General features: G+C 63.7%; 20 protein-coding genes and 2 riboswitches. Of the genes, 9 read left to right on the forward strand and 11 right to left on the reverse strand.

Going from position 1 to position 24,227, the window contains the following annotated elements; translation table 11 throughout:
- Positions 1-245: 245 nt before the first annotated feature.
- Positions 246-1,739 (forward strand): ATP-binding protein, encoded by a 1,494-nt coding sequence (locus J3B00_RS14230; RefSeq protein WP_209868106.1) that lies wholly within the window; start codon positions 246-248, stop codon positions 1,737-1,739.
- The gene (locus J3B00_RS14235) at positions 1,708-3,153 is read left to right on the forward strand and encodes a sigma-54 dependent transcriptional regulator (RefSeq protein ID WP_209868107.1); all 1,446 of its coding nucleotides are present in this window, start codon (positions 1,708-1,710) and stop codon (positions 3,151-3,153) included. Before J3B00_RS14230 ends, J3B00_RS14235 begins: the two co-directional genes overlap by 32 nt.
- A 31-nt stretch (positions 3,154-3,184) precedes the next feature.
- On the opposite strand, the gene J3B00_RS14240 is transcribed toward J3B00_RS14235, so the two are convergent.
- The 3 genes from J3B00_RS14240 to J3B00_RS14250 all read right to left on the reverse strand — a co-directional run bounded on the left by J3B00_RS14240 (position 3,185) and on the right by J3B00_RS14250 (position 5,611).
- Positions 3,185-3,481, reverse strand: a complete 297-nt coding sequence (locus tag J3B00_RS14240) for a hypothetical protein (protein WP_209874869.1) — start codon at positions 3,479-3,481, stop codon at positions 3,185-3,187.
- 127 nt (positions 3,482-3,608) lie between these two features.
- Positions 3,609-4,961, reverse strand: a complete 1,353-nt coding sequence (locus J3B00_RS14245) for a GntP family permease (RefSeq protein WP_209868108.1) — start codon at positions 4,959-4,961, stop codon at positions 3,609-3,611.
- A gap of 110 nt (positions 4,962-5,071) precedes the next feature.
- Entirely contained in the window at positions 5,072-5,611 is a 540-nt protein-coding gene (locus J3B00_RS14250; protein WP_209868109.1) for a gluconokinase, read from the reverse strand.
- 208 nt (positions 5,612-5,819) lie between these two features.
- Here J3B00_RS14250 and J3B00_RS14255 point away from each other — a divergent pair, with 208 nt between their 5' ends.
- Both J3B00_RS14255 and J3B00_RS14260 read left to right on the forward strand, forming a co-directional pair.
- On the forward strand, positions 5,820-6,839 hold the full coding sequence (locus tag J3B00_RS14255) for a LacI family DNA-binding transcriptional regulator (protein ID WP_209868110.1): 1,020 nt from the start codon (positions 5,820-5,822) through the stop codon (positions 6,837-6,839).
- A gap of 136 nt (positions 6,840-6,975) precedes the next feature.
- Entirely contained in the window at positions 6,976-8,295 is a 1,320-nt protein-coding gene (locus tag J3B00_RS14260) for a PAS domain-containing methyl-accepting chemotaxis protein (RefSeq protein WP_209868111.1), read from the forward strand.
- On the opposite strand, the gene J3B00_RS14265 is transcribed toward J3B00_RS14260, so the two are convergent.
- From J3B00_RS14265 to J3B00_RS14295, 7 genes are all read right to left on the reverse strand, one after another.
- The gene (locus J3B00_RS14265) at positions 8,270-11,542 is read right to left on the reverse strand and encodes a transporter substrate-binding domain-containing protein (protein WP_209868112.1); all 3,273 of its coding nucleotides are present in this window, start codon (positions 11,540-11,542) and stop codon (positions 8,270-8,272) included. The genes J3B00_RS14260 and J3B00_RS14265 overlap by 26 nt on opposite strands.
- Positions 11,543-11,552: 10 nt before the next feature.
- Entirely contained in the window at positions 11,553-12,167 is a 615-nt protein-coding gene (locus J3B00_RS14270) for a response regulator transcription factor (RefSeq protein ID WP_209868113.1), read from the reverse strand.
- Between the two features lie 219 nt (positions 12,168-12,386).
- Positions 12,387-12,629 carry a DUF1272 domain-containing protein gene (locus J3B00_RS14275; RefSeq protein WP_209868114.1) on the reverse strand — a complete coding sequence of 81 codons (243 nt, stop codon included), beginning with the start codon at positions 12,627-12,629 and terminating at the stop codon, positions 12,387-12,389.
- Between the two features lie 66 nt (positions 12,630-12,695).
- Positions 12,696-13,448 carry a precorrin-4 C(11)-methyltransferase gene (gene cobM, locus J3B00_RS14280; RefSeq protein ID WP_209868115.1) on the reverse strand — a complete coding sequence of 251 codons (753 nt, stop codon included), beginning with the start codon at positions 13,446-13,448 and terminating at the stop codon, positions 12,696-12,698.
- A gap of 30 nt (positions 13,449-13,478) precedes the next feature.
- On the reverse strand, positions 13,479-13,871 hold the full coding sequence (locus J3B00_RS14285; RefSeq protein WP_209874871.1) for a cobalamin biosynthesis protein: 393 nt from the start codon (positions 13,869-13,871) through the stop codon (positions 13,479-13,481).
- A 17-nt stretch (positions 13,872-13,888) separates the two neighbouring features.
- The gene (locus tag J3B00_RS14290; protein ID WP_209868116.1) at positions 13,889-14,578 is read right to left on the reverse strand and encodes a CbtA family protein; all 690 of its coding nucleotides are present in this window, start codon (positions 14,576-14,578) and stop codon (positions 13,889-13,891) included.
- A gap of 10 nt (positions 14,579-14,588) precedes the next feature.
- A complete protein-coding gene (locus J3B00_RS14295; protein WP_209868117.1) occupies positions 14,589-14,774 on the reverse strand; it encodes a CbtB-domain containing protein in 186 nt (61 codons plus the stop codon).
- Between the two features lie 100 nt (positions 14,775-14,874).
- Positions 14,875-15,099: riboswitch (cobalamin riboswitch) on the reverse strand.
- A gap of 181 nt (positions 15,100-15,280) precedes the next feature.
- Positions 15,281-15,480, forward strand: a riboswitch (cobalamin riboswitch).
- 99 nt (positions 15,481-15,579) lie between these two features.
- On the opposite strand from J3B00_RS14295, the gene cobW reads away from it, so the two are divergent.
- Genes cobW through J3B00_RS14315 form a run of 4 tightly spaced genes read left to right on the forward strand, consistent with a single transcriptional unit; the run spans position 15,580 to position 22,093 of the window.
- Positions 15,580-16,647 carry a cobalamin biosynthesis protein CobW gene (gene cobW, locus J3B00_RS14300; RefSeq protein WP_209868118.1) on the forward strand — a complete coding sequence of 356 codons (1,068 nt, stop codon included), beginning with the start codon at positions 15,580-15,582 and terminating at the stop codon, positions 16,645-16,647.
- 3 nt (positions 16,648-16,650) lie between these two features.
- Complete coding sequence (gene cobN, locus J3B00_RS14305) at positions 16,651-20,412, forward strand: cobaltochelatase subunit CobN (protein ID WP_209868119.1); 3,762 nt, start codon at positions 16,651-16,653, stop codon at positions 20,410-20,412.
- Positions 20,412-21,425: an AAA family ATPase gene (locus J3B00_RS14310; protein WP_209868120.1), complete on the forward strand. Its 1,014-nt coding sequence runs from the start codon at positions 20,412-20,414 to the stop codon at positions 21,423-21,425. Before cobN ends, J3B00_RS14310 begins: the two co-directional genes overlap by 1 nt.
- A 20-nt stretch (positions 21,426-21,445) precedes the next feature.
- On the forward strand, positions 21,446-22,093 hold the full coding sequence (locus J3B00_RS14315; protein ID WP_209868121.1) for a VWA domain-containing protein: 648 nt from the start codon (positions 21,446-21,448) through the stop codon (positions 22,091-22,093).
- A gap of 126 nt (positions 22,094-22,219) precedes the next feature.
- Here the strand turns inward: J3B00_RS14315 and J3B00_RS14320 are convergent, their stop codons facing one another.
- The gene (locus J3B00_RS14320) at positions 22,220-22,486 is read right to left on the reverse strand and encodes a hypothetical protein (protein ID WP_013972506.1); all 267 of its coding nucleotides are present in this window, start codon (positions 22,484-22,486) and stop codon (positions 22,220-22,222) included.
- 329 nt (positions 22,487-22,815) lie between these two features.
- Between J3B00_RS14320 and J3B00_RS14325 the strand changes: the two genes are divergently transcribed.
- Positions 22,816-24,141 carry a sigma-54 dependent transcriptional regulator gene (locus J3B00_RS14325; protein WP_209868122.1) on the forward strand — a complete coding sequence of 442 codons (1,326 nt, stop codon included), beginning with the start codon at positions 22,816-22,818 and terminating at the stop codon, positions 24,139-24,141.
- Positions 24,142-24,227: the final 86 nt, after the last annotated feature.

Below are 24,227 nucleotides of genomic sequence, written 5' to 3' on the forward strand. Positions count from 1 at the left end.
TGATGTTTTTCAGGGGTATTACCCATAAATGGGGATTCCAAGCTAGAAACTGATTCATATAAGAATCCTAATGCGTTGATAAACATGGGATTACCCGTTTTTGGATGAGTTGGCTGGCTTCTTGCTGGATGAAATTAGGCAGCAGGTCCATCCAGGGCGGTAGCGGCAAAATGACATCGCCGTGCTACGGTCCGTATCACCGGTGTGCACTCTCTCCACACGGGCCTTCGGGCGAGAACGACGCTATGCAGACGCTGGACGATACCGCCCCAGGCAAGTCCCCGCCGCCCAGCAGCGAACTGGCTCTACCATTGCGCCAGTTCAATCTACTGCGCTGGTTTTCCCTGATCAGCCTGCTGATCATCACGTCGGTCGCGGGTAGTCTGGGCTATGTCTCGACCCGCTTCGTGGTGCGCGACAGCGTCGAGCGTGACGCGATGCTCACCGCCCAGTTCATCCAGGCCATGGCTCAGGCCGAAGTCCGCCATTCGCAACTGCCACCGGGCACGACCATGGGCGAGCTGCTCGATCCGCGCCTGGATGCGGTGCATTTGCAGGTCAGCCCGGCCTTGGCCAAGTCGACCCGCGAAGAGTTCCTCGACCACGTTGAACACCTGCCCGACACCCTGCTGGCGAATGTCTATGCCCATGACCGGACCATCGTCTGGTCGACCAACCCCGACTTGATCGGCAAGCGCATCACCGAAGACGACGGCCTGGATCAGGCGTTTCTGTCTCGTCAGCCGGTTTCCGCCAGTTACCACAAGGCGGATGAGAGCCGTGACGAGCAGAAATTCCAGCGTGCGCCGCAGCACCTGTTCATCGAGAACTACATTCCCATGTTCGACAGCCACGGCGGCCAGGTGCTGTCGATGGTCGAGATCTACAAAGAGCCGGTCGACCTGATCCGGCGTATTCAACGTGGCTATGTGCTGATCTGGGCGTCGACCCTGGTTGGCGGGGCCTTGATCTACTTCGGCCTGTTCTGGATCGTCCGCCGCGCCGCAGGGCTTCTGCATCACCAGCAGGAGCGCCTGGTTGCCAGCGAGACCTACGTGGCCCTGGGGGAGATGTCCTCGGCGGTCGCCCACAGCCTGCGTAACCCTTTGGCCAACATCCGCTCCAGTGCCGAGCTGGCCGAGGAGATCGCCAGCAATCCGGCGCGCAAGAACATCAGCGACATCATCAGCCAGGTCGATCGCATGTCGCGTTGGGTGCGCGAGCTGCTGGTGTCGTTGCGCCCGACCAGTGATGAGGCCGAGCCGGTCGAACTGGTGGCCGTGATCGAAGACACTCGCCTGGCCTTTGCCCAGCAGATCGAACGCAACGCGGTGCAGTTCAGCTACCAAGGGCCGGACCAGCTGTGGGTGGCGAGCCAGACGCTGCAATTGACGCAGATCCTCAACAGCCTGTTCGCCAATGCGGTGGAAGCGATGCCCAAGGGCGGCCGGCTTGTTGCGCAGGTCAGCCAGCTGGACGGGCAGCAGGTGCAACTGCTGCTCAGCGATACCGGCAAAGGCATGAGCCAGCAACAGGAACGCATGGTCTTCAAGCCATTTTTCACAACCAAGCAGGGCGGACTGGGCGTGGGCCTGGTTCTGGTCAAACGCATCATGGAACGGTTTGGCGGCTCGGTCAGCCTGAGCAGTCGCGAAGAGGAAGGAACCCAGGTCAGCCTGATCTTCAATATTGCAAGGGGAGAACACCATGCAGCACAGCATCCTGGTAGTCGAGGATGACGAGATCCTCGCCGACAATATCCGCACCTACCTCAACCTGAAAGGTTTTGAAGTGACGGTGTGCCACAGCGCCGAGCAAGCGCTGGAGCAGATCGGCCGCGCCCAGCCGGATGCGGTGCTGACCGACAACTCGTTGCCGGGCATGAGCGGTCACGACCTGCTGCGTGCCTTGGTGGTCCAGGCGCCGGAACTCAAGGTGATCATGATGACTGGCTACGGCAACGTCGAAGACGCCGTACTGGCCATGAAAGAGGGAGCATTCCACTACCTGACCAAACCGGTGGTGCTCGCCGAGCTCAAGCTGATGCTGGAAAAGGCCCTGGCCACCGAGCGAATGGAGCGCACCTTGTCGTTCTACCAGGAGCGCGAGGCGCAGAAGTCCGGGCTGCAGGCGTTGATTGGCGAATCGGCGGCGATGCACAACCTCAAGCACACCCTGCGCCAATTGCTCGATGCCGAACGGCGCATGGCCAGCGATGACTTGCCACCGGTGCTGGTCGAAGGCGAGACCGGCACTGGCAAGGAGCTGGTCGCCCGCGCCCTGCACTTTGACGGGTTGCGCAGCAAGGGCCCATTCATCGAGTTCAACTGTGCGTCGATACCCGCCAATCTGCTTGAGGCCGAGCTGTTCGGCCATGAGAAGGGCGCCTTCACCGATGCCAAGGACCGCCGCGTGGGCCTGGTCGAGGCGGCTGACGGTGGTACCTTGTTTCTTGATGAGATCGGCGAGATGGACCTGGTGCTGCAGGCCAAGCTGCTCAAGCTGCTGGAAGATCGCAGCATCCGCCGGATTGGCGCGGTCAAGGAACGCAAGGTCGACTTGCGGGTGATCAGCGCCACCAACTGCAACCTGGAGCAGATGGTCCAGCAGGGCAAGTTTCGCCGCGACCTGTTCTTTCGCCTACGCATCATTGCCCTGACGGTGCCCCGGCTGTATGCCCGCGGTCAGGACATCCTGTTGCTGGCGCGGCATTTTCTTGCCCACCACGGACGCCGTTATGGCAAGCCTAACCTGCGCTTCTCGGCCGAAGCCGAATCGTTGATGCTTGGCTACAGCTGGCCGGGCAACGTGCGCGAGCTGCGCAACATGCTTGAGCAGACGGTGTTGCTGGCGCCTTCACAGGTGATTGGCGCGCACCAGCTCAACCTCTGCCTGAGCCTGGTCGACGAGCCCTTGGCGCAACCTGCACAACCCGTCAGCAGCCTGTATGAAGCGCAAGTGCCAGCGCCACGGCACGAGCCAGAGGCCGGCACCAGTTTACCGGACATGGAACGAGACCTGGTTTGCCGCACCCTGGACCGCACCGACTGGAACGTGACCAAGTCGGCGCGCATGCTGGGGCTGTCGCGCGACATGTTGCGCTACAAGATCGAGAAGCTTGGGCTGAGCCGGCCTGACAAACGACAGTGGTAACCCTAAGGCGGAGTCGGCTGGCCAGCTAGGTTCAAGGCTTGCTGCCGGTGCTGCCCTGGCTGCCGGTACCTTCCGAGCCGGTGCCGTCCATGCCTGGCAGGTCACGGTTGTCGTTCTGCTCGGCGGGTGGGCTGTCCGGGTCATTGCCTTCGATACGCGGGTCGGTGTCGCGCGGCACCGGCGATTCGATGGGGTTCAGCGTGCTGTCGACACCCGGCTGAGGGGCCGGATTATGCGGGTCGTCTGGATGGGTAGTGCCGGTACCGACGGCCATTGCCAAGGGCGAGGCGAGCAGGGCGGCAAGCAGGAGGACTCGTTTCATGGGCAGGCTCCTTTGCGTAGAGATAATCGTAGGCCGTGGCCATCGCGGGGCAAGCCCCGCAATAGCGCACTACTGCCATTACCTCACTTGGGCCATTGGCCGTTGATCAAGGTGCCATCACCCCGATCAACGGTCACACCACCTGCGCCAATAGCATGATGAAGATGATGCCAACCACCGAAAGAATGGTTTCCATCATGCTCCAGGTCTTGAACGTCTCGGCCACGGTCATGTTGAAGTACTGCTTGACCAGCCAGAAACCGGCATCGTTGACGTGCGACAGGATCAGCGATCCCGCACCAGTGGCCAGCACCAGCAGTTCACGGTTGACTCCCGGCACCATGTCGATCACCGGTGCGACGATGCCGGCGCCGGTAATCGTGGCCACCGTCGCCGAGCCGGTGGCAATACGGATCACCGCCGCGACCAGCCAGGCCAGCATGATCGGCGAGATCTCGGCCTGCACCGCCATTTGCCCGATCACATTGCCCACACCGGTATCCACGAGCATTTGCTTGAAGCCGCCACCGGCACCCACAATCAGCACGATCGCGGCGGTGGGCGCCAGGCTCTGGTCGAGCATCTTCATGATCTGCTGGCGGTTGAAGCCACGCGCCGAGCCGAAGGTGTAGAACGCCAACAGCAGGGCGGCGAGCAGGGCGGTGATCGGGTGGCCGATCAAGTCCATCCACTGACGGACGATGTGTTCTGCCGGCAGGACCACGTCAGCGAAGGTCTTCAGCAGCATCAGCGCCACCGGCAGCAGCACCGTGAGCAGGGTCACGCTGAAGCTTGGCAGGTTGCGCTGGTCTGATTCGCGGGCAATCTGGTCCATCAGCTCTTGCGACGGGTTGCCAGGGATATAGCGAGAGATGAAATTGCCGAACAGCGGCCCGGCGATCACCGCCGTGGGTAACGCCACCAGCAGGCCATAGAAGATGGTCTTGCCGATGTCGGCGTGAAAGATCCCGATCGCCAGCAGTGGGCCAGGATGCGGCGGCACCAGGCCGTGTACCACGGAGAGCCCGGCCAGCAGCGGGATGCCGATCTTCACCAGCGACACGCCGGTGCGCCGGGCGACGATGAACACCAGCGGGATCAGCAGCACGAAGCCGATCTCGAAGAACAGCGGGATGCCGACCAGGAACGCGGCAAACATCATCGCCCAGTGCACCTTCTGTTTACCAAAGGCGCGGATCAGCGTCTGGGCGATCTGGTCGGCACCGCCGGAGTCGGCCATCAGCTTGCCGAGCATGGTGCCCAGCGCAAGGACGATGCCGACAAAGCCGAGCACCCCGCCAAAGCCATCCTGGAACGACTTCATGACCTTGACCACGGGCATCCCCGAAGTCAGCCCGAGAAAGCCGGCGGCCAGGGTCAAGGCAACGAAGGGATGGACCTTGAAGTGGGTGATCAGCAGGATGAGGCCGATGATGGTCACCAGCGCATCGAGTAGCAGGAAGGTATCAGTAGCCAGTCCGAACATGGGTCTTGAGCCTCGGTCTTGTCTTTTTTTTAGGCGTAGCTTTAGTGAACTTTAGACGCCGTCAGGCGTCGAGGTAGCGCTGTCTTCGGTGAGCCGGAAAAACCGCCTGCTCAGGCGGTCCGCGCCAGGGTCCGCTCACCGCAGGGCTTTAACCAGTCATTGACGGTTTCAGCCAAGGCAGCCACGGGGCGGGTGGCATCCAGCGGCAAGGTCAGCGGTTCGCCGTGCGGCGGCTCAAGCGCGGCAAACTGGCTTTCGATCAGGCTGGCCGGCATGAAGTGGCCGGGGCGGGCGAGTACGCGTTTTTCGGCTTCGGCTGGGGTCAGCTCGAGAAACACGAAGCCAAGGTCGGGTACCGCATGGCGCAGGGCATCGCGATAACGACGCTTGAGCGCCGAGCAGGTCAGGATCGGGCGTTCCCCCGACTTGAGCGTGGCCTGCAGTTCCTCACCAAGGAGAATCAACCAGCCGGCACGATCATCGTCGTCCAATGGAACGCCAGCGCTCATCTTCTTGATGTTGGCGGCAGGGTGAAAAGCATCGCCTTCGATCAGACGGCCGCCGCTTCTGGCGGCAATAGCTGCGCCGATGCTGCTCTTGCCGCAGCCCGCCACACCCATTACCACAATCGCGGATAGGGGAGAGTTCATCAGTACCTCCTGCTGGGTAAGATAGCGCTGTCCCGACTCTGGCAAAGAGTGATCGTGGCACCATCCTCCCGGATGTTATTAGTCTTGTCTCACGCAGTATGGCCGCTTGGCACAGGGCTGCTACAAAGATTACATTGCCTGTGTCCTGGGACAGCGCTACCTTAGTGGCCGTTCCCCATTCTTGGCAAGTAGTAAAATTACAACACTCATGTCTCGCACTGGCTCCCGCACTACTGGTCGTCCCACCCTGGCAGAAGTTTCCAGGCTCTCCGGCGTATCCCCCATTACCGCGTCGCGCGCCTTGCGCGGGGTAGCCACGGTTGCCCCTGAGTTGGTAGAGAAGGTCCTCGCGGCCGCTGCCAGCCTGGGCTACATCGCCAACCCCGCAGCCCGTGCCTTGGCCTCGGCACGCAGCCACTCGGTGGTGGTGTTGATCCCGTCGCTATCCAACCAACTGTTCATCGACACGCTTGAAGCCATCCACGAAGTCATGCGCCCACGCGGCCTCGAAGTGCTGATCGGCAACTATCACTACGATGTCGACGAAGAAGAAAACCTCATTCGCAACTACCTGGCGTATCAACCTTGTGGAATGTTGCTCACAGGTTTTGATCGCACCGACGCCTCGCGGCAGTTGCTCAGTGCAGGCCGCGTACCCTGCGTGCACATGATGGAACTGGGCGGTGATGCTGAGGCGGTGTCGGTGGGCTTTTCCCAGCAACAAGCCGGTTATGCCGCCGCTCGTCACCTGATCGAGCGTGGCCGGCGCCACCTCGGGTTCATTGCCGCACAGCTCGATCCGCGGGTCATGCAGCGGGCACAGGGCTTTCGCCAGGCGTTGCTTGAGGCCGGCCTGCAGGCGCCGGAGCTGGAACAGCTCGCCTCGCAACCTTCTTCGATCGGCTTGGGCGGCGAGCTGTTCAGCCGTTTGATGGCGCAGGCGCCGCAGGTCGACGGGATTTTCTTCTGCAATGATGACCTCGCCCAAGGGGCAGTGCTGCAGGCTTTGCGCCAAGGCATCGAGGTACCGCAGCAGGTGGCGATGGTCGGCTTCAATGACTTGCCGGCGTCAGCGTACATGGTCCCGCCGTTGACCTCTATCCGCACGCCGCGGGCTGCCGTTGGTCGCGCAGCGGCACAGGCCTTGCTGGCAATGCTCGATGGCAAACGTGCGGCGGCGCAACAGCAGGACCTGGGCTTTGAGCTGGTGGTTCGGGAAAGTAGCTGAAGCCTGGCGATACCGTCTGCGACCTTGACGCTAACCGCGGCGAAATAGCCTAGCTCTAAAGTGATGGCAGATCGCTTGCATGGCGCCAGCGGCGATCTATGCTCTGGGCATCCCGTGCATAAAGGAGCCCGGCGTCATGTTCGATTACCATCGCAAGTCCGACCTCGTCGAGATTCAGCGCTGCCGCCAGGAATTGGCGGAAATGGAGGCGAAGTTGGCGGCGATCAGTCGCTCCATGGCGATGATCGAATTCTCCCACGATGGCACCATCCTCTGTGCCAACGACAACTTTTGCAGCGCCATGGGCTATAGCGCGGACGAGATCCGCGGCAAGCACCACCGCCTGTTTTGTGAGCCGGATTACGTCAAGAGCGCCGAATACCAGCAGTTGTGGCGCGAGCTGGGTCAGGGCAAGGCGATCAGCGGTACGTTCGAGCGGATCGACAAGGCGGGCCGTGAAGTCTGGCTGGAGGCCAGCTACATGCCGGTGCTCAATGACCAGCAGCAGGTCACCAGCGTGATCAAGGTCGCTTCCGATATCACTCGGCGGATAAATCACGAGCACGAGAGCGAGAGCCTGCTTAACGCTATTGGTCGCTCCATGGCCGTCATCGAATTCACGCCTCAGGGACGGGTGATCACGGCCAATCAGAACTTCCTCGCTACCATGGGCTACCGCCTGGAGGAGGTGGTCGACCGCCATCATGGCTTGTTCTGCCAGGCGCATGAGCGCGAGTCCGCCGAGTACCGCGAGTTCTGGTTGTCACTCAACCGTGGCGAATACCATTCGCACCGCTTCGAGCGGATCAACAAGCAGGGGCAGCTGGTTTATCTGGAGGCCTCCTACAACCCGATCTTCGACAGCAAGGGCCGCCTGTACAAGGTGGTCAAGTTCGCCAGCGATATCACTGCCCAGGTCAGTACCCAGCAGAGTGCCGCTGAAGCGGCTCACGCAAGCTCGGTGCAGACCGACGCCTGTGCGCGCAAAGGCAGTCAAGTGGTGCAGCAGACCGTGCAGGTCATCGAGCAGATCTCCCAGGAGCTTAACGATGCGGCACGCAACATCGACGCCGTCAGCAAGCAGTCGGAAATCATCGGCAAGATCGTCCTGACCATCCGCGGCATTGCCGACCAGACCAACTTGCTCGCGCTCAATGCCGCGATCGAGGCCGCCCGCGCCGGCGAGCACGGCCGAGGGTTCGCGGTGGTGGCCGATGAAGTGCGCAACCTGGCTGCGCGTACCAGCAAGGCCACCCTGGAAATCGTCGATGTGGTGCGCCAGAACCATGACCTGTCGCTGAACGCCGTGGCCAGCATGCAGTCCAGCCTGTCGCACACGGGCCGAGGTGTGGAGCTGGCAAATGAGGCCGGCACGGTGATCATGGAGATTCAGCAAGGTTCGCGGCATGTAGTCGATGCGATCAGCCAGATCAGCTCGACGCTGCAATTGCACTGAGGCCGTCGTGCAGCTCGCGCAGCAGGGTTTGCAGGCTCGCCTCCAGACGCTGTAGGGCGGCGCTGCTCGACTGATGTTCAGCCACCGCCCGCTCAACCGCCTCGCAGTCACGTACGACGCCCCTGACCTTGAGCATCTTGGCACCGCCCTTGATGCGATGGGTGAGGGCGCGTACGGCGTTGTCTTCGGGGCTCTGGCCGAGAGCGCGCAAAGCGTTGAGGTCTTCGCTCGCGCTCTGCGCCAACTGCTCCAGCAGGCGCTTGATGAGTTTTTCGTCGTCCTGGGTCAGGTGGCGCAGTTCGTTCAGGTCGAAGCCGCTCGGCGTGGCCTCGGTGGCTGCCTTGAACTGGGGCTCCAGCGGCAGGTGCGCTTGCAGCATGCGCAAGCCGATCGGCTTGAACAGGCAGTCGTCCATGCCGCTGGCCAGGCAGCGGTCGCGTTCTTCAGCCTGGGCATTGGCGGTGACCCCGAGGATCCGGCAGGCGGGCCGCCCGTTGGCCTGCTCGAGGGCGCGAATCCGTTGGCTGAGTTCATGGCCGTCCATCACCGGCATGCTGCAGTCGGTGATCAGCAGATCAAACTGGCCGGCTTGCCACAGGGTCAGGGCGATCTGGCCGTTGGCGGCCAGGGTAACCCGGTGGCCGAGGGTGTTCAGCTGCTTTTCCAGGAGCAGCAGGTTGGCCGGGTAGTCGTCGACGGCAAGCACGTTCAACGGGCCGCGTGAGCGCGGTTGGGCCGCCTGCTCGGGTTCGATCTGCGCCGGCGCCGCGCATGACATCAAGGGCAGGTCGACCTGCACCTGGGTACCGACGCCTTCGACGCTGTGCAGTTGCAGCGTACCGCCCATCAGCTCGGCCAGGGTGCGGCTGATCACCAGGCCCAGCCCGGCGCCCTGGCGTGCCCGTGGGCCGTCGACCTGGGCAAAGGCATTGAACAGTTGCACCTGATTGGCAGGGCTGATGCCAATGCCGCTGTCCTGCACGCGTAACCTGACCTCAAGCCCGTCACCCTGTGGCTGTGGCGTCACTACCAGGCTGACAACCACCTCGCCGCGCTCGGTGAACTTGATCGCGTTGCTCAACAGGTTTGACAGCACCTGCTTGAGCCGCAAGGGGTCGGCCAGGGTCCACGCCGTCCCCTCGGGCAGCTCGGCGCGCAGTTGCAGGCCCTTGCTGCGGGCATTGCCCTGGAAGACGCGGAGGGTCGCGCGTACCAGCTCGAGCAGATCAGTCGGCACCGGTTGCAGGGTCATATGGCCCGATTCGATGCGCGAAATATCGAGAATGTCACCGATCAGCTCGAGCAGGCCGATTGCCGAGTCATGTGCAGTTTGCAGGGTGCGTGGGTCGCTGCGACCGCTACCGCCATCCGCCAGGGCCAGCTCGAGCAGACCGATCACTGCATTCATCGGCGTTCGAATTTCATGGCTCATGGTGGCCAGGAAGGTGCTCTTGGCCTGGCTGGCCTGTTCTGCGTCTTCCTTGGCCTGGCGCAATTGCTCGAGCAGACCGCGACTCAATAGCAGCTGGGCCTGCAGAGCGCGCTGGGCCTCGGTGCGCTGCTGGATCAGCGTGCGCAGGTAGCTGTTCCAGAACACCACACCGGCGAGCAATATCCCGGCCAGCACCAGTACCTGCAAGACCAGGTTGCGGTAGTTGCGCCAGGGGCTGTCGCTGACCACGGTGCTGCTGCGCCAGCGGTTGACCAATTGGTCGAGTTCCTCGGGGGGAATGCTCAGCAGCGCCTTGTCGAGAATGGCATGCAGCTCGGGCTGGTCAGGGGCGATGGCGAAGGCCGCCATCGCCGGCTCCTCGCCAAACAGGCCGGCAATCTGCAAGGTGTTGGGGAACACGTGGTTGAGATAATAACTGGCGTTGATGTGGCTGCTCAGGGCCACATCGGCCTTGCCGTTGACCACGGCTTCCATCATGCCCAGCGGCGAGTCGACATCGATAAGCTTCGCTCGCGGGTGCTGCTGTTGCAGTTCGGCACGCAGTGGCGAGTCGCGCAGCACGGCGATGCGGCCGCTGTCGAGCAGCGTCCGCGCGGTACTTGCCGGTCTGTCGCTGCGGGTCACCATGACCCGGGGGCTGACCAGGTAAGGGCGGCTGTAGCGCAGCCGTGCGGCACGCTCAGGGCCATAGCCGATAGCGCCAATCATCTGCGCCTCGCCGCGGGCCAGTTGATCGACCATGGCGTGCACGGCGTCAACCTCGTTGATCTGGAAATCAAGCCCGGTGCGCAGGCTGATCTGTTTGAGCAGGTCGAAGGTCACGCCGCTCGGCCGTTGTTCGGCATCATTGAAGGTCAAGGGTGCGAGCGAGGGCGTCACCAGCACCCGGACCTTGGGGTTGTGCTCGATCCACTGCTGCTCGGCCGGGGTCAGCGCGGCCACTCGGCGCTCCAGCAGCAGACTGGTATTGCCGCTGCTCCAGCGCCGCAGGATGTTCAGCCGTTCGCTGTCGGTAATTTTCGCCAGGGCCTTGTTCATCAGGCGCAGCAGCTGTGGATTGTCACGCGTCAGGGCAAAGGCGAAGGTGCCGCTGGCCAGTGGCGAGAAGTGGTCGATCCTGACCAGTCCCTGATAGCTCTTGCCAATCAGGTAGTCGGTACTGATCGCATCGCCCAGGTACACGTCGGCTTCACCCAGGGCCACGGCGGATAGCGCCGCCAGGGTCGAGCGCAGGAGAATCAGTTGTGCCTGCGGGTACTGCGCGCGGACCATCTCGGCCGGCAGGTAGTGATCGACCATGACCAGACGCAGCCCGGCCAGGTCGTCGATCTGTCGCAGGGGTCGCGCTTGGGCGCTGACGATCACCGGTAGATCATCGGCGTATGGCTGGCTGAGGGTAAGTTGAGCGTCTGCAGCCTCGAACGCATTAGAGCTGCCGAGCAGGTCGATCTGGCCTGCATGCAAAGCGGCAATGGCCTCCTCGCGGCTGGCAAAACGCTGCACCTGCACGGGCAGGCCCAACTGTTCGGCGATCAGTCCGGCATAGTCGGCGCTCAGGCCTTCGTAGTCGGCCTGGCTGATATTGATTTCGAAGGGTGGGTAATCGGGGCGTGAGCTGCCCAGGATCAGCACCTTGCGCTGATCCAGCCATCGGCGGTCTTCGGGGTCGAGGCGCAGCGGCGCGGCGGCGCTGGTCGAGCGCGCGAGCAACTGGCGGACTTCGCTGTCGGCGAGCGTGGGTGCAGCCGCGCCGAGCAGTGAGACCAGCACCAGGGTCGAAAGAACGCCTTTCATGGCTCGGGCGTCAGTTGACGTTATTGCGCTTGGCCAGGTCGACCATCTCTACCAACGACTCGGACTTGAGCTTGTCCATTATCCGCCCGCGATAGGTGCTGATGGTCTTGGCGCTGAGGTTCATCCGTTCGCCGATGGATTTGTTGTTTTCACCGCGGGTCAGCCGACGCAGTACCTCCATTTCGCGGTTGGACAGGCTGCCCAGGCGCACGTTCTCGGTTTCCAGCGAATTGCTGTTGACCGACATCTGCGGAAACGTCGAGTACCCCTTGACCAGCGCCTTGAGGGCGAACACGACCGCATCGAGGTCTTCGTCCTTGTTGACGAACGCAGCGATACCGGCATCCAGGCAACGGCGTACATAGAGGTCGGCGGGTTGGCCGGTGAGGACCATGATCTTCGGTGCCGGCTCCAGCAGTTGCAGGCGCTTGATCACCTCCATGCCATCCAGGCCTGGCAGGCCTATGTCGAGGATCACTACCTGGGGGGCCAGCGTGCGGGCCATCTGCACCGCCTCGATGCCGTTGCTGGCTTCGCCGATCACCTGGAAGCGTTCGCGCTCCAGCAGCATGCGCACCGCCATGCGTACGGTAGGGTGGTCATCGACCATGAGCACGGTTGTCATTGGTAACTCCTGTCGGAAAAAGGGTCCGTTTCCCGAATCACCCTGGAACTCGTCTGTAGGGTTTGCCGGACAGCGCGCAAGATACGTCGATTAACGACACTTGGTAATGGCGAGTATAAACGTGTTGAATTAACACGGAGGTTCTGTTGAAAAGCCTTACAAAATTAGAGGCCGGGGTGTAGGACGCGGCAGGCGCTAATGGCCTGCCGGGAAGCAGGCTCAGGTGCAGGCGGGGTGATCTTTCAACGTGCGTTGGGTGACGGCGGGGTTATTGGCCAAGGCCTTGCCCACGCGCGTTGGTCGTGGCTGCAATTGCCCTGCACAGTTTGGGCAATGCCCTTGCAGACGCTGCTCGGCACAGGGACGGCAGAAGGTGCATTCAAACGAGCAGATCAGCGCGTCCGGACTGTCAGCGGGCAAGTCGGTATCGCAGCATTCGCAATTGGGGCGTAGTTCCAGCATGGGGGATGACTCCGATTCGCGAGAAGGTCAGCGGAGTCTGCTCTGCACAAGGTGTGCTGGCAATAGCTAGTCGCCAGCTCGATACAGGTGCGCGTGGCCCGCGCGGTATAGCGCCGAATCACTGAACGGCGCATCGCCAAGCACATGGCCGACGAGGATCAGCGCGGTGCGGCGAAAGTCCTTCGCTGCGACTTGGGTGACGATGTCCTGCAGCGTTCCCTTGACCCAGTCCTGGTCTGGCCAGGTAGCGCGATGGACCACGGCGATCGGGCAGTCGGCACCGTAGTGCGGGAGTAGCTCGGCGACGATTCGCGGCAGGTTTTTCACGCCCAGATGGATCGCCAGGGTGCTGCGATGCCGAGCGAGGTCGGCCAGCTGTTCCCCGTCCGGCATCGGCGAGCTGTCGCCGTAGCGGGTGAGGATGACCGTCTGGGCAACGCCAGGCAGGGTCAGTTCACAACCGAGCAATGCTGCGCTGGCGGCGGTGGCGGTGACCCCGGGAATGATCTGGTAGTCGATACCGAGTTCACGCAAATGGCGAATCTGCTCGCCAATGGCACCATACAGGCTGGGGTCGCCGCTGTGCACCCGGGCGACGTCCTGGCCCTTGTCATGGGCGCTGCGAATGGCCGCGATGATCTGCTCCAGGTGCAGTTCGGCACTGTTGATCAGCGTCTCGGCGCGATGCCCTTCGAGCACCGCGGCGGGCACCAGGGAGCCGGCGTAGATGATCACCGGGCACTGGCGAATCAGGCGCTGGCCCTTGACCGTGATCAGTTCCGGGTCGCCGGGGCCGGCGCCGATGAAGTAGACCGTCATGGGGAATCCTTGCAGGTAAAGTAGAAGCGATTATCGACCACAGGCCAGGGCGAGGGTAGCCTGCGCGCAGGTTTGGCGCGGCAGCACCAAGTGCGCTGCGCCGTGCGCCTGGGTCGCCAGGGCCAGCGCCGTGCTCTCGGCCACGCCCCAGCAGCCGCTGTGGTTGAAGGCGGCCAGTGAACGATGGCTCAGCTGCCCTTCAAAGGTGAGTAATTGAGTGGCGCTGAACAACACCAGAGGCTGGGCGAGGCGGCTGGCCAGGGTGAGCAGGCCAGCCTCGTCGGCTTTCAGATCGATACTGGCAATGCCGCGCAGGGCGCTCAGCGGCAACTGCAGGGTCGCCAGGCTTTGCCGCAGCAGGGTCTCCAGGACATCGACCGGGCAGCCCCGGCGGCAGCCAAAGCCGGCATACAGCGCCGGCAGGGCAGGAGCGCAGTGCATCAGGCCTGGCGGCCGCGACGGAACAGCCACGCGCTGATCAGGCCCAGGGCGACCCAGAATGCCGCGTTGGTCAGCCAGGAAGCCAACTTGAATTGCGTTTCCAGTGCCTCGGGTGCCAGGCTTTCGTGGACGCTTGGCTGCGGAGCGCCGATTACATGGGGCACGACCAACAGCAGCGCGCCGACTACTTTGAGCAGCCAGTGCTGGGCGAATACCAGCAGGGCGAGGCCGATTGCCGTGGCTGCGGCGGTGCCGATCCACCAGGTCTGGCGCTGGCCGAGATCGGCTGCAGCGGTGCCTGGCAACTCAGGCGGCAAGCCCAGTGTCGGTGCCAGGCAGAACACCGCGAAGCCAGCCAGCCCCCACAGCGCGCCAGTGGCTACACGGTTCGGTTCACGCAGGCTGTACAGCGCGGCCAGGATCAGCGCGAAGCCGACTGCCACCACCAGGTTGCCGCCGGTGGTCGACAGCACGCGCTGCCAGCCATCTTCCGGTGCCCAGGCTTCGGCGCTGTGCTCATGCGCGGCGACCGCTTCGCTGCCGTGCGTGTGCTGCTCGACAGGGGCTGCGCTTTCAAAGGTTTCCGCTTCGAGGATCAACGGGCTGACCCAGAAGCTTTGCAGCAGGGTCAGCAAAAGTGCGGCCAGCAGGCCGCTGAAGCCCGCGGTACGGGCAATGCGCTTGATCATGCGAGCGTACTCAGTGGCAGGGGAAGGCGGCGCTGTGGCGGGTGTCGTGAGCGGCGTTGTGCACGGCCTCGACGTGCGAGAAACCGGCAAAGTAGATCAGGCACAGGCCGAGCAGGCTGGCGCCGGCGGCGATGACCACGCGTTGACTGAGGCTGGCTGGAGTGGCGATGCTGTGCTTGGCGCTGGTGATGGGCATGACGCTTTTCCTCTGCTTGTTGTAGGCAACGGGCAAGCGCGGCAGCCCCGGACGTGATTCATCCAGGGCAATGCGACAGCGCCCGCCCTCCGCGGGGTGTTATTGGTGTTGATACGCAGGCCGGTCTCCGGGCTGGCGAGGAGGAGCGCGCTCCTTGGCAAGCATCACCTTCCCATGCCATACGACGCGGCACAGTGGTTTAGACGCTTCACTCGCTTACCGTTGCGGGGGCAGCACCGGCATTGTCGGGCCTTGACAAGAGGCCTGCGACGCACCGGTTTCCCGTTTCACCCCGTGAAGGGGCACCTGAACGCAAGGCGCTAGCAAATCACGGGGGCGATTTCCAGTCAATCACAGGTGAGATGTTTGCTGGTTGTGTCGACAGGACCCTGTGCTCTCGGGTAATGCAGAACCTGTAAGCGGGCTTGCCCCGCGAATAGGCCAGACCTGAAAACGCACACGGGCACAACTTGCAGCGTGGCCCTTGCAGCTTACAGCCGCACTGCGTAGCCTTGCCGCTTCGAGGTTCTTCGGCGTTGGCCGAAGCTAAGACGGGAACGCGGTACACGCCGCGGCTGCCCCCGCAACTGTAGGCACTGATCAGGATCGACACAGCCACTGCGCACCGCGCGGGAAGGCGTCATCCACCCGGCCCGGCGCCGGTGCGGTGCAAGCCAGGAGACCTGCCTCGAAGCGATTTCGACTTTAATCCGGGCGGGGTGATCCGGTGGCGAACGAGCCGGGCTTTGATAGCCAGCGGCTTTCGTCCGGTATGCCCGCGCCATCCTGCCAAGGGCACCGAGACATGAAAACACTGGCCAAACTTCCCGTCACCATCGTTACCGGCTTCCTCGGCTCGGGCAAGACCACCTTGCTCCGGCACATGCTCGACAACGCCCAGGGCCGACGCATCGCGGTCATCGTCAACGAATTCGGCGAGCTGGGCATCGACGGCGAAATCCTCAAGCAATGCAGCATCGGCTGCACCGAGGAAGAAGCCAACGGCCGCGTCTACGAGTTGGCCAACGGCTGCCTGTGCTGCACCGTCCAGGAAGAGTTCTTCCCGGTAATGCGCGAACTGGTAGCCCGCCGTGGTGACCTCGACCACATCCTTATCGAAACCAGCGGCCTGGCCCTGCCCAAGCCATTGGTCCAGGCCTTCCAGTGGCCAGAAATCCGCAACGCCTGCACCGTCGATGCGGTGATTACCGTGGTCGACAGCCCAGCCGTCGCCGCCGGGACCTTTGCCGCCTACCCGGACCAGGTCGATGCCCAGCGTAAGCTCGACCCCAACCTGGACCATGAATCGCCCCTGCACGAACTGTTCGCCGACCAACTGGCCAGCGCCGACCTGGTGGTGCTGAACAAAGCCGACCTGATCGACGCCGATGGCCTGGCCAAGGTTCGCGCCGAGGTGTCTGAAGAGCTGCCAGCGGCGGTCAAGGTGATCGAGGCCAGCAGCGGTCGCCTGCCTCTGGACGTGCTGTTGGGCGTGGGCGCCGAGTCCGAGGCGCACATCGATGGCCGTCGTACCCACCACGACTCGCACCATGATGGCGACGATCACGATGATCACGACCATGACGCCTTCGACTCGATCTCCATCGACCTGCCTGAAGCCGATGAAAGCCTGTTGCTCGACGCCCTGACCCAGCTGGTGACCGAATTCGGCATCCTGCGTGCCAAAGGCTTCGCGGCTATTCCCGGCAAGCCGATGCGCCTGTTGATCCAGGGGGTAGGCACGCGCTTTGACAAACACTTCGACCGCGCCTGGCGCGCCGAAGAGCCGCGCATTACCCGCCTGGTGTTGATCGGCCAAGACCTCGACGCCAGCCAGCTCGAAGCGCGCCTGCGTCAGGCGCTGGGCGCCTGACCCATGCACCTGCTGCGGACCCAGCCCGGCGGTTTCGTGCCGAACGACAGTATTGCCGATCTCGGCCAGACACCGGCCGAGCTGGTCATTCTCTGCAGCGGTGATTCCCACCTGGCACTGCTCGCAGACACTGCCGAGCAGTTGCCGGACGACTACCCCAGCCTGCGCCTGGCCAACCCCATGCAGGTGCAGAACCACGCCTCGGTCGACCTCTACGTCGATCAGGTGCTGCGCCATGCCAAGGTGGTGTTGCTGTCGCTGCACGGCGGCGTGGGCTACTGGCGCTACGGCGTCGAGCAACTGGTGGAGCTGGCCAGCCGTGGCGTCCAACTGATCCTGGTGCCTGGCGATGATCGCCCCGACCCTGAGCTGAGCGGCCTGGGCACGCTGCCCGCGGAGCAGTCCGAGCGGCTCTGGCACTACCTGCGTCAGGGCGGCAAGGCCAATGCGTTGAACCTGTTCAACTGCCTGGCCAGCCTGTGCCTCGATCGCGACTACCCCTGGCAGGAGCCGCAGCCGCTGGCGCGCACTCTGGTCTATCACCCAAGCAAGGCCGACGCCTCGCTGCAGGACTGGTTCAGCCAGTGGGACCCGGCCCATCCGGTGGCGCCGATCCTGTTTTACCGCTCGCACCTGCAGGCGGCCAACACCGGTTTCATCGACGTATTTTGCCAGCGCTTGCAAGCGGCCGGGATCAACCCGCTGCCGATTGCCGTGGCCAGTCTGAAGGAGCCCGGCTGCCTCGATCAGGTCGAGGCATGGATGGACGAGGTGGACGCCGAGGTGGTGATCAACACCACCGGTTTCGCCATGTCCAGCCCCGACCGGCCCAACTTGCGGCCACTGCGCCGCGATATTCCGGTACTGCAGGCGATCTGCGCGCAGGACAACCAGCAGGGCTGGCAGGCCAGCGAGCAGGGCCTCGGTGCCCGTGACCTGGCCATGCACATCGTCTTGCCCGAGCTGGACGGGCGGATCATTACCCGGCCGATCAGCTTCAAGGATCTGGCCTGGCGCAGTGAGCGCAGCCAGGCTGATGTGGTCTGCTACCGCGCGCATCCAGAGCGGATGGATTTCGTCGCCGAGCTGGCGCGGCGCTGGGTTGAGCTGGCGCGCCTGCCCAACGGGCAGAAACGCGTGGCCCTGGTGCTGGCCAACTACCCGACCCGCGACGGTCGCATCGGCAACGGTGTCGGCCTCGACACGCCAGGCGCTGCGCTGAATATCCTCCAGGCCCTGCGCAGCGAAGGCTACCCCGTGGGCGATCTGCCTGAGAGCGGCACTGCCCTGATCCAGCAATTGCTCGGTGGCGTGACCAACGACCTTGATCACCTCGACCAGCGCCCCTGTGCGCAGAGCCTGAGCCTGGCCGATTATCAGCACGCTTTCGCCCGGCTGCCCGAGGCCAACCAACAGGCGGTGCTGCAGCGCTGGGGCTCGCCCGAGGAAGATCCGATGTTCCGCGGCGGGCGCCTGATGGTCGCCGGCTTGCGCTTTGGCCTGACCTTTGTCGGCATCCAGCCGGCGCGCGGCTATCAGGTTGATCACAGCGCGGTGTACCACGACCCGGACCTGGTCCCGCCCCATGGCTACCTGGCTTTCCACTTCTGGTTGCGCAACGCCTACGCTGCCGATGCGCTGATTCACGTCGGCAAGCACGGCAATCTCGAATGGCTGCCGGGCAAGGGTGTCGGCTTGTCTGCCGAGTGCTGGCCGGACGCGCTGTTGGGGCCGCTGCCGAACATCTATCCGTTCATCGTCAACGACCCAGGCGAGGGCGCCCAGGCCAAGCGCCGCACCCAGGCGGTCATCATCGACCACCTGATGCCGCCGCTGACCCGTGCCGAAACCTACGGCCCGCTACGCGACCTTGAGCAGTTGGCCGACGAATACTACGAGGCGCAACTGCTCGACCCGCGCCGCGCCCGCGAGTTGCAACGCGACATCCTCGTGCTGCTCAAGGCCAACCATATCGACCGTGAGCTGCAGCTCGAAGGGCAGCTGGACGATGCCGCCGTCTGGTTGCCGCGCCTCGACACTTATTTGTGCGACTTGAAGGAGTCGCAGATTCGCGATGGCCTGCACGTGTTCGGCCAATCACCACAAGGCCGTTTGCGGGTCGACACCCTGCTGGCGTTGCTGCGGGTTGAACGTGGCGATGGCAAGGGCGGCAACGCCAGCCTGATCCGCGCCTTGGCCAAGGCACTTGAACTGGGCTTCGACCCGCTCGACTGCGACCTCGGCCAGCCATGGCCGGGGCCACGTCCGGCGCTATTGCAGACGCTGGGTGACAGTGCCTGGCGCACCTTTGGCGATACCCGGGAGCGCCTTGAGCAGTTCGCCCTGGGCCTGATCGAGCGGGCCCCGCTGGGGCGCGCAGAGCTCCCGGCAGAGCACCACTGGCAGCCGGTGCTGGAAGTGCTAGAGGAGTTGGTCGAGTCGGTGGCACCCAATCTCGACGCCTGTGGTGCGGCCGAGCTTGACGGCCTGCTGGCGGCGCTGGCCGGGCGTTTCGTCCCGGCCGGCCCAAGCGGTGCGCCCAGCCGTGGTCGCCTCGACGTGCTACCTACCGGGCGCAACTTCTATACCGTGGATGTGCGTAACCTGCCCACCACCACGGCTTGGCGGCTGGGCTTTGCCTCGGCCAACCTGATCCTTGAGCGTCACCTGCAAGATCACGGTGATCATCTGCGTCAGCTCGGTTTGTCGGTGTGGGGCACAGCGACCATGCGCACCGGCGGCGACGACATCGCCCAGGCCCTGGCCTTGATGGGCGTACGGCCAGTGTGGGCCAGCGGCAGCCAGCGGGTCGACGACTTCGAGATCCTGCCGGTGAGCCTGCTCGACCGGCCGCGGGTTGACGTGACCCTGAGGGTGTCGGGCTTCTTCCGCGATGCCTTCGGTAACCTCATCCGCCTGTTCGATGCCGCCGTGCAAGCGGTTGCTGCACTGGACGAGCCGGACGACCTCAACCCGCTGGCGGCGCGTGTGCGTGGCGAGCGGCAAGCCTTGCTCGCCCAGGGCGTACCCGCCGAACAGGCGGCGCGCCAGGCCGGTTGGCGGGTCTTCGGCGCCAAGCCCGGGGCCTATGGTGCCGGGGTGCAGAACGCGATCGACGGACGCCTGTGGCAGGGCCGCGAAGACCTCGCCGAGGTCTACCTCAACTACGGTGGTTATGCCTACGGCGGCAGCGACGAAGGCACTCCCGCGCGGGCGCAGTTTGCCACGCGCCTGAGCCAGGTCCAGGCGGTGCTGCAGAACCAGGACAACCACGAGCACGACCTGCTCGATTCCAATGATTATTACCAGTTCCAGGGGGGCATGCTGGCTGCCGCCGAGACCTTGGCCGGTGACGCGGTGGCCAGTTATCACGGCGATCACAGCCAGGTCGATCGGCCGCGTATCCGCACCCTCAAGGAAGAACTGAACCGCGTGATTCGCGCGCGCGCGTTGAACCCCAAGTGGATCGACGGCGCCAAGCGTCACGGTTATAAAGGCGCGTTCGAGCTGGCGGCGACTGTCGACAACCTGTTTGCTTTCGACGCCACCACTCACCTGATCGACGACCACCATTACCAGTCCCTGGCCGATGCCTACGTGCTCGACCCGGCGACCCGTGATTTCATGCGCGAGCACAACCCCGAGGCCCTCCGTGACCTCACCGAGCGTCTGCTCGAGGCCCAGCAGCGCGGCCTCTGGCAAACACCGGGCAGCTACCGCGAAGCCCTCGAGGAGCAACTGCTCGAAGGCGAGGAAGACCATTGATGAGTGAACCCCTGCAGTTTCCCCTGGCGGCCGTAGTCGGCGCCGATGCGCTCAAGCTGGCGCTGTGCCTGACCGCCATCGACCCGAAGATCGGCGGTGTGTTGATCGAAGGGCCACGCGGCATGGCCAAGAGTACCTTGGCGCGCGGCCTGGCCGATTTGCTCGGTAGCACCGAACAGCGTCCACCGTTCGTTACCCTGCCGCTGGGTGCCAGTGAAGAGCGCGTGGTCGGCACCCTCGATCTGGATGCAGCACTCGGCCAAGGCAAGGCGCAGTTCTCGCCCGGCGTGCTGGCTCAGGCGCACGGCGGCGTGTTGTACGTCGACGAGGTCAACCTGTTGCCCGATCCGCTGGTAGACCTGCTGCTGGATGTCGCGGCCAGTGGCACCAACCGGGTCGAACGTGATGGCATCTCGCACCGGCACGATGCGCGGTTTGTCCTGATCGGCACGATGAACCCGGAGGAGGGCGAACTGCGCCCGCAACTGCTCGACCGCTTCGGCCTCAATGTCTGCCTCGATGGCCTGCCTGAGCCTACGGCCAGGCAGCAGATCATTCGCCGCCGGCTGGCCTTTGACAGCGACCCGCAGGGCTTCTGTGTGCAGTGGGCGGCCGCCCAGCAGGCACTGCGCGAACGCTGCCAGGCCGCGCGGCAGCGCCTGGAGCAGATTGCCCTGGATGACCAGGCCTTGGCCTGGATCACCGAGGGTTGCTTCGCCGCCGGAGTGGACGGCCTGCGCGCCGACCTGGTCTGGCTGCGCGCTGCCCGTGCACACGCCGCCTGGCGTGGCTGCGAGCAGATCGAGGAAGAAGATGTGCAGGCGGTCGCCGAGTTTGCCCTGCGCCATCGGCGCCGCGAGTCGCCACCGGGCCAGCAGCCGAGCGCGCCTCGCCCTGAAGGCGGTGCCGATGCCAAGCCTGAGGGTGGCCAGGGCGACTGGGGTGCAATGGCGCCGCAAGCCGTCGGCAGCGGCCCACGCCGTGAGGTACCGAACTGGGCAAAAAAGCCCTGAGCATCCGCCAGCGCAGCAGCATGGCGGCGGATGCCAGACCCCGTCTTGGCAAGCTGGCGGGCGCACCTCGCGGGCGCGCCAAGGCTGCCGCGCAGGGGCGAGTCGCCTGGCTGGCGACGCTGCTCAACGGCAAACCGCGCCAGCGTCACGACCTGCGCTGGCAGCAGCGCCAGGCGCGACCTGCAGAGCTGTGGCTGGTAATCGTCGATGCGTCGGCCTCGACCCGGCGTCACCAGGCCTTGGCCCAGACCAAAGGGGTGTTGGCTGAGTTGTTCGACCAGGCTTATCGGCAGCGTGCACGCCTGGCCCTGCTCACCGCCAGCGGCGCTGGTCCGCAATGGCAACGCCATGGCCTCAAGGCCTCGGCAGCCCTGCAGCCTTGGCTGCAGGCGCTCGGCGCCGGCGGTGGCACGCCGCTGATCGCCGCCCTGGAGCAGGCCCGTGACTGGCTCCAGGCCAGGCAAAAACGCCACCCGCAAGAGGCTCAACGCTGCCTGGTATTTACCGATGGTCGCCTGCAGCGTTGGCAGGCCCTGCAGCCGATGCCGTGCGAAACCTGGCTGGTAGACATGGAATTGGCGCCAGTGCGGCTAGGGCGGGCGCAATTGCTCGCCGCGCAATTGCAGGCCGAGTATCAGCACATCGAGCAGTTCAGGCTGCTGCGCTGATATATATAAAAGAAGGGAGTGTCAGTGCTGCGACTGAATGTCGCAATACTGCAAAGTTGCCAAGACTGGCATTAGGAAAGTTGCCAAGTGCGCGGCAGGGCACACACTTGGCAATCCTGCACCGGATTACTTCGGCATCGACCAGGGTTGCAGGTCGTAACCTTTTTCACACAGTTCGGCGCGCACTTCCTCGATCAGGCTGGCCCATTGCGCCGGGTCGGAATAGATGCGTGAGGAGACTTGCTTGCTGCCGATACGCGTGCTGGTCCGGTCGATCACTGCCAGGCTCAACTCACCAGTACCGTTGGGTGCATCCCAGGCTACGCACTGGAAAGGTTCGAAGGCGTGGTCGGCGATCAGCAGTGCTTCGTTGACACGGAGCGGGGCATTCATGGTTCGGTCTCTCTATGGTCCCAAACAGCGAAAGTAATTCCGCGCTGCGTAAAGATTCAAAGGTGTGCAGGGCGGGGTTATCTGTACTGATGCTCCAAGGTTGGGGTTAAGTCACAAACCCGCTGATTTTTTTTCAGGCAAATGTTTCTAAGCTTTGCCGAGGCGATATGACGGCGACAACTTTATAACTATCCCCCCAGCGTTTACCCCGCACAGATCTGGCAGACCAACGGTAGTGGGCACCGTCAAGTTCGTTGCTACTGTTAATTCGGGCGCTGCAACGTACTGTTTCTATTTGAAAAACCAATAATTGGCGCCAAGGAACGGTCATGCTCGAACCCGTATTGCAACGCCGCCTGTTGATCGTCGACCCGTGCGACGACTGTCACCGCCTGTTGCCTGGCCTGCGCAGCGCGGGGTGGGACGTACGCAGCTGCAACCTTGGCGCGGCGCTGGAGCATCCCTGTGATGTCGGTGTGTTGCGCCTACAGGCCTCGCATCTGCAGTACCCCGATGCGGTCAAGGACATGATCAAGCGCAGCAATACCGAATGGATTGCCGTGCTCAGTGCCGAGGAACTGCGCACGCAGAACGTCGGCGATTTTGTCTGCGAGTGGTTTTTCGACTTTCATACCTTGCCGTTCGATGTCTCGCGGGTGCAGGTCACCCTGGGCCGCGCCTTCGGCATGGCCCGCCTGCGCGGCAAAGGCACGGTGCGGGTCGATCAGCCTGAGCATGAGCTGCTCGGCGACAGCCGGCCGATTCGTGAACTGCGCAAGCTGCTCGGCAAGTTGGCGCCCACCGAATCGCCAGTGTTGATCCGGGGCGAGAGCGGTACCGGCAAAGAACTGGTGGCGCGTACTCTGCACCGCCAGTCGCAACGCCGCGAGCGGCCGTTCATTGCGATCAATTGCGGGGCGATTCCAGAGCACCTGATCCAGTCCGAGCTGTTCGGTCACGAGAAGGGCGCCTTTACCGGTGCCCACCAGCGCAAGGTCGGGCGGATCGAAGCAGCCAACGGTGGCACGTTGTTTCTTGACGAGATCGGTGACCTGCCGCTGGAACTGCAGGCCAACCTGTTGCGCTTTCTTCAGGAGAAGCACATCGAACGGGTCGGTGGCGAGCAGCCTATTCCGGTGGATGTGCGAGTGCTGGCCGCAACCCACGTGGACCTGGAACAGGCCATTGAGCGTGGCAAGTTTCGCGAGGACCTGTATTACCGGCTGAACGTGCTGCAGGTGGTCACTGCGCCGTTGCGTGACCGGCATGGCGACTTGTCGATGCTGGCCAGTCACTTTTCCCAGTTCTACAGCCTGGAGACAGGCCGACGACCACGCTCGTTCAGTGACAACGCCCTGTCGGCGATGGGCCGGCATGAGTGGCCGGGCAATGTCCGCGAGTTGGCCAACCGGGTGCGGCGAGGGCTGGTCTTGGCCGAGGGGCGGCAGATCGAGGCGCAGGATCTTGGCTTGCAGGTGATCGAGCTGGAGAAGCAGCCGCTTGGTACCCTGGAAGACTACAAGGCCCGCGCTGAACGGCAGGCCCTGTGTGACGTGCTGAATCGGCATTCGGACAACTTGAGCACTGCGGCGAAGGTGCTTGGGGTGTCGCGGCCTACGTTTTATCGGCTGCTGCACAAGCATCAGATTCGCTGAGGGGATTTGTCTTGGCAGTACCCGCCCCTTCGCGGGGCAAGCCCGCTCCTACAGGTCGAGGCGTACACAAATCCTGTAGGAGCGGG

This window comes from Pseudomonas sp. BP8 (genome assembly GCF_017875955.1).
In the GTDB taxonomy this organism is placed as follows: domain Bacteria; phylum Pseudomonadota; class Gammaproteobacteria; order Pseudomonadales; family Pseudomonadaceae; genus Aquipseudomonas.

What these genes read in the sequence shown, in the direction of transcription:
- cobW (WP_209868118.1), top strand. Translation starts at nt 15,580, where the DNA reads ATGAAAACACTGGCCAAACTTCCCGTCACCATCGTTACCGGCTTCCTC.
- J3B00_RS14235 (WP_209868107.1), top strand. Translation starts at nt 1,708, where the DNA reads ATGCAGCACAGCATCCTGGTAGTCGAGGATGACGAGATCCTCGCCGAC.
- J3B00_RS14295 (WP_209868117.1), bottom strand. Translation starts at nt 14,774, where the DNA reads ATGCCCATCACCAGCGCCAAGCACAGCATCGCCACTCCAGCCAGCCTC.
- J3B00_RS14230 (WP_209868106.1), top strand. Translation starts at nt 246, where the DNA reads ATGCAGACGCTGGACGATACCGCCCCAGGCAAGTCCCCGCCGCCCAGC.
- J3B00_RS14250 (WP_209868109.1), bottom strand. Translation starts at nt 5,611, where the DNA reads ATGAACTCTCCCCTATCCGCGATTGTGGTAATGGGTGTGGCGGGCTGC.
- J3B00_RS14325 (WP_209868122.1), top strand. Translation starts at nt 22,816, where the DNA reads ATGCTCGAACCCGTATTGCAACGCCGCCTGTTGATCGTCGACCCGTGC.
- J3B00_RS14265 (WP_209868112.1), bottom strand. Translation starts at nt 11,542, where the DNA reads ATGAAAGGCGTTCTTTCGACCCTGGTGCTGGTCTCACTGCTCGGCGCG.
- J3B00_RS14270 (WP_209868113.1), bottom strand. Translation starts at nt 12,167, where the DNA reads ATGACAACCGTGCTCATGGTCGATGACCACCCTACCGTACGCATGGCG.
- J3B00_RS14320 (WP_013972506.1), bottom strand. Translation starts at nt 22,486, where the DNA reads ATGAATGCCCCGCTCCGTGTCAACGAAGCACTGCTGATCGCCGACCAC.
- J3B00_RS14290 (WP_209868116.1), bottom strand. Translation starts at nt 14,578, where the DNA reads ATGATCAAGCGCATTGCCCGTACCGCGGGCTTCAGCGGCCTGCTGGCC.
- J3B00_RS14275 (WP_209868114.1), bottom strand. Translation starts at nt 12,629, where the DNA reads ATGCTGGAACTACGCCCCAATTGCGAATGCTGCGATACCGACTTGCCC.
- J3B00_RS14310 (WP_209868120.1), top strand. Translation starts at nt 20,412, where the DNA reads ATGAGTGAACCCCTGCAGTTTCCCCTGGCGGCCGTAGTCGGCGCCGAT.
- J3B00_RS14260 (WP_209868111.1), top strand. Translation starts at nt 6,976, where the DNA reads ATGTTCGATTACCATCGCAAGTCCGACCTCGTCGAGATTCAGCGCTGC.
- cobN (WP_209868119.1), top strand. Translation starts at nt 16,651, where the DNA reads ATGCACCTGCTGCGGACCCAGCCCGGCGGTTTCGTGCCGAACGACAGT.
- cobM (WP_209868115.1), bottom strand. Translation starts at nt 13,448, where the DNA reads ATGACGGTCTACTTCATCGGCGCCGGCCCCGGCGACCCGGAACTGATC.
- J3B00_RS14255 (WP_209868110.1), top strand. Translation starts at nt 5,820, where the DNA reads ATGTCTCGCACTGGCTCCCGCACTACTGGTCGTCCCACCCTGGCAGAA.
- J3B00_RS14245 (WP_209868108.1), bottom strand. Translation starts at nt 4,961, where the DNA reads ATGTTCGGACTGGCTACTGATACCTTCCTGCTACTCGATGCGCTGGTG.
- J3B00_RS14315 (WP_209868121.1), top strand. Translation starts at nt 21,446, where the DNA reads ATGGCGGCGGATGCCAGACCCCGTCTTGGCAAGCTGGCGGGCGCACCT.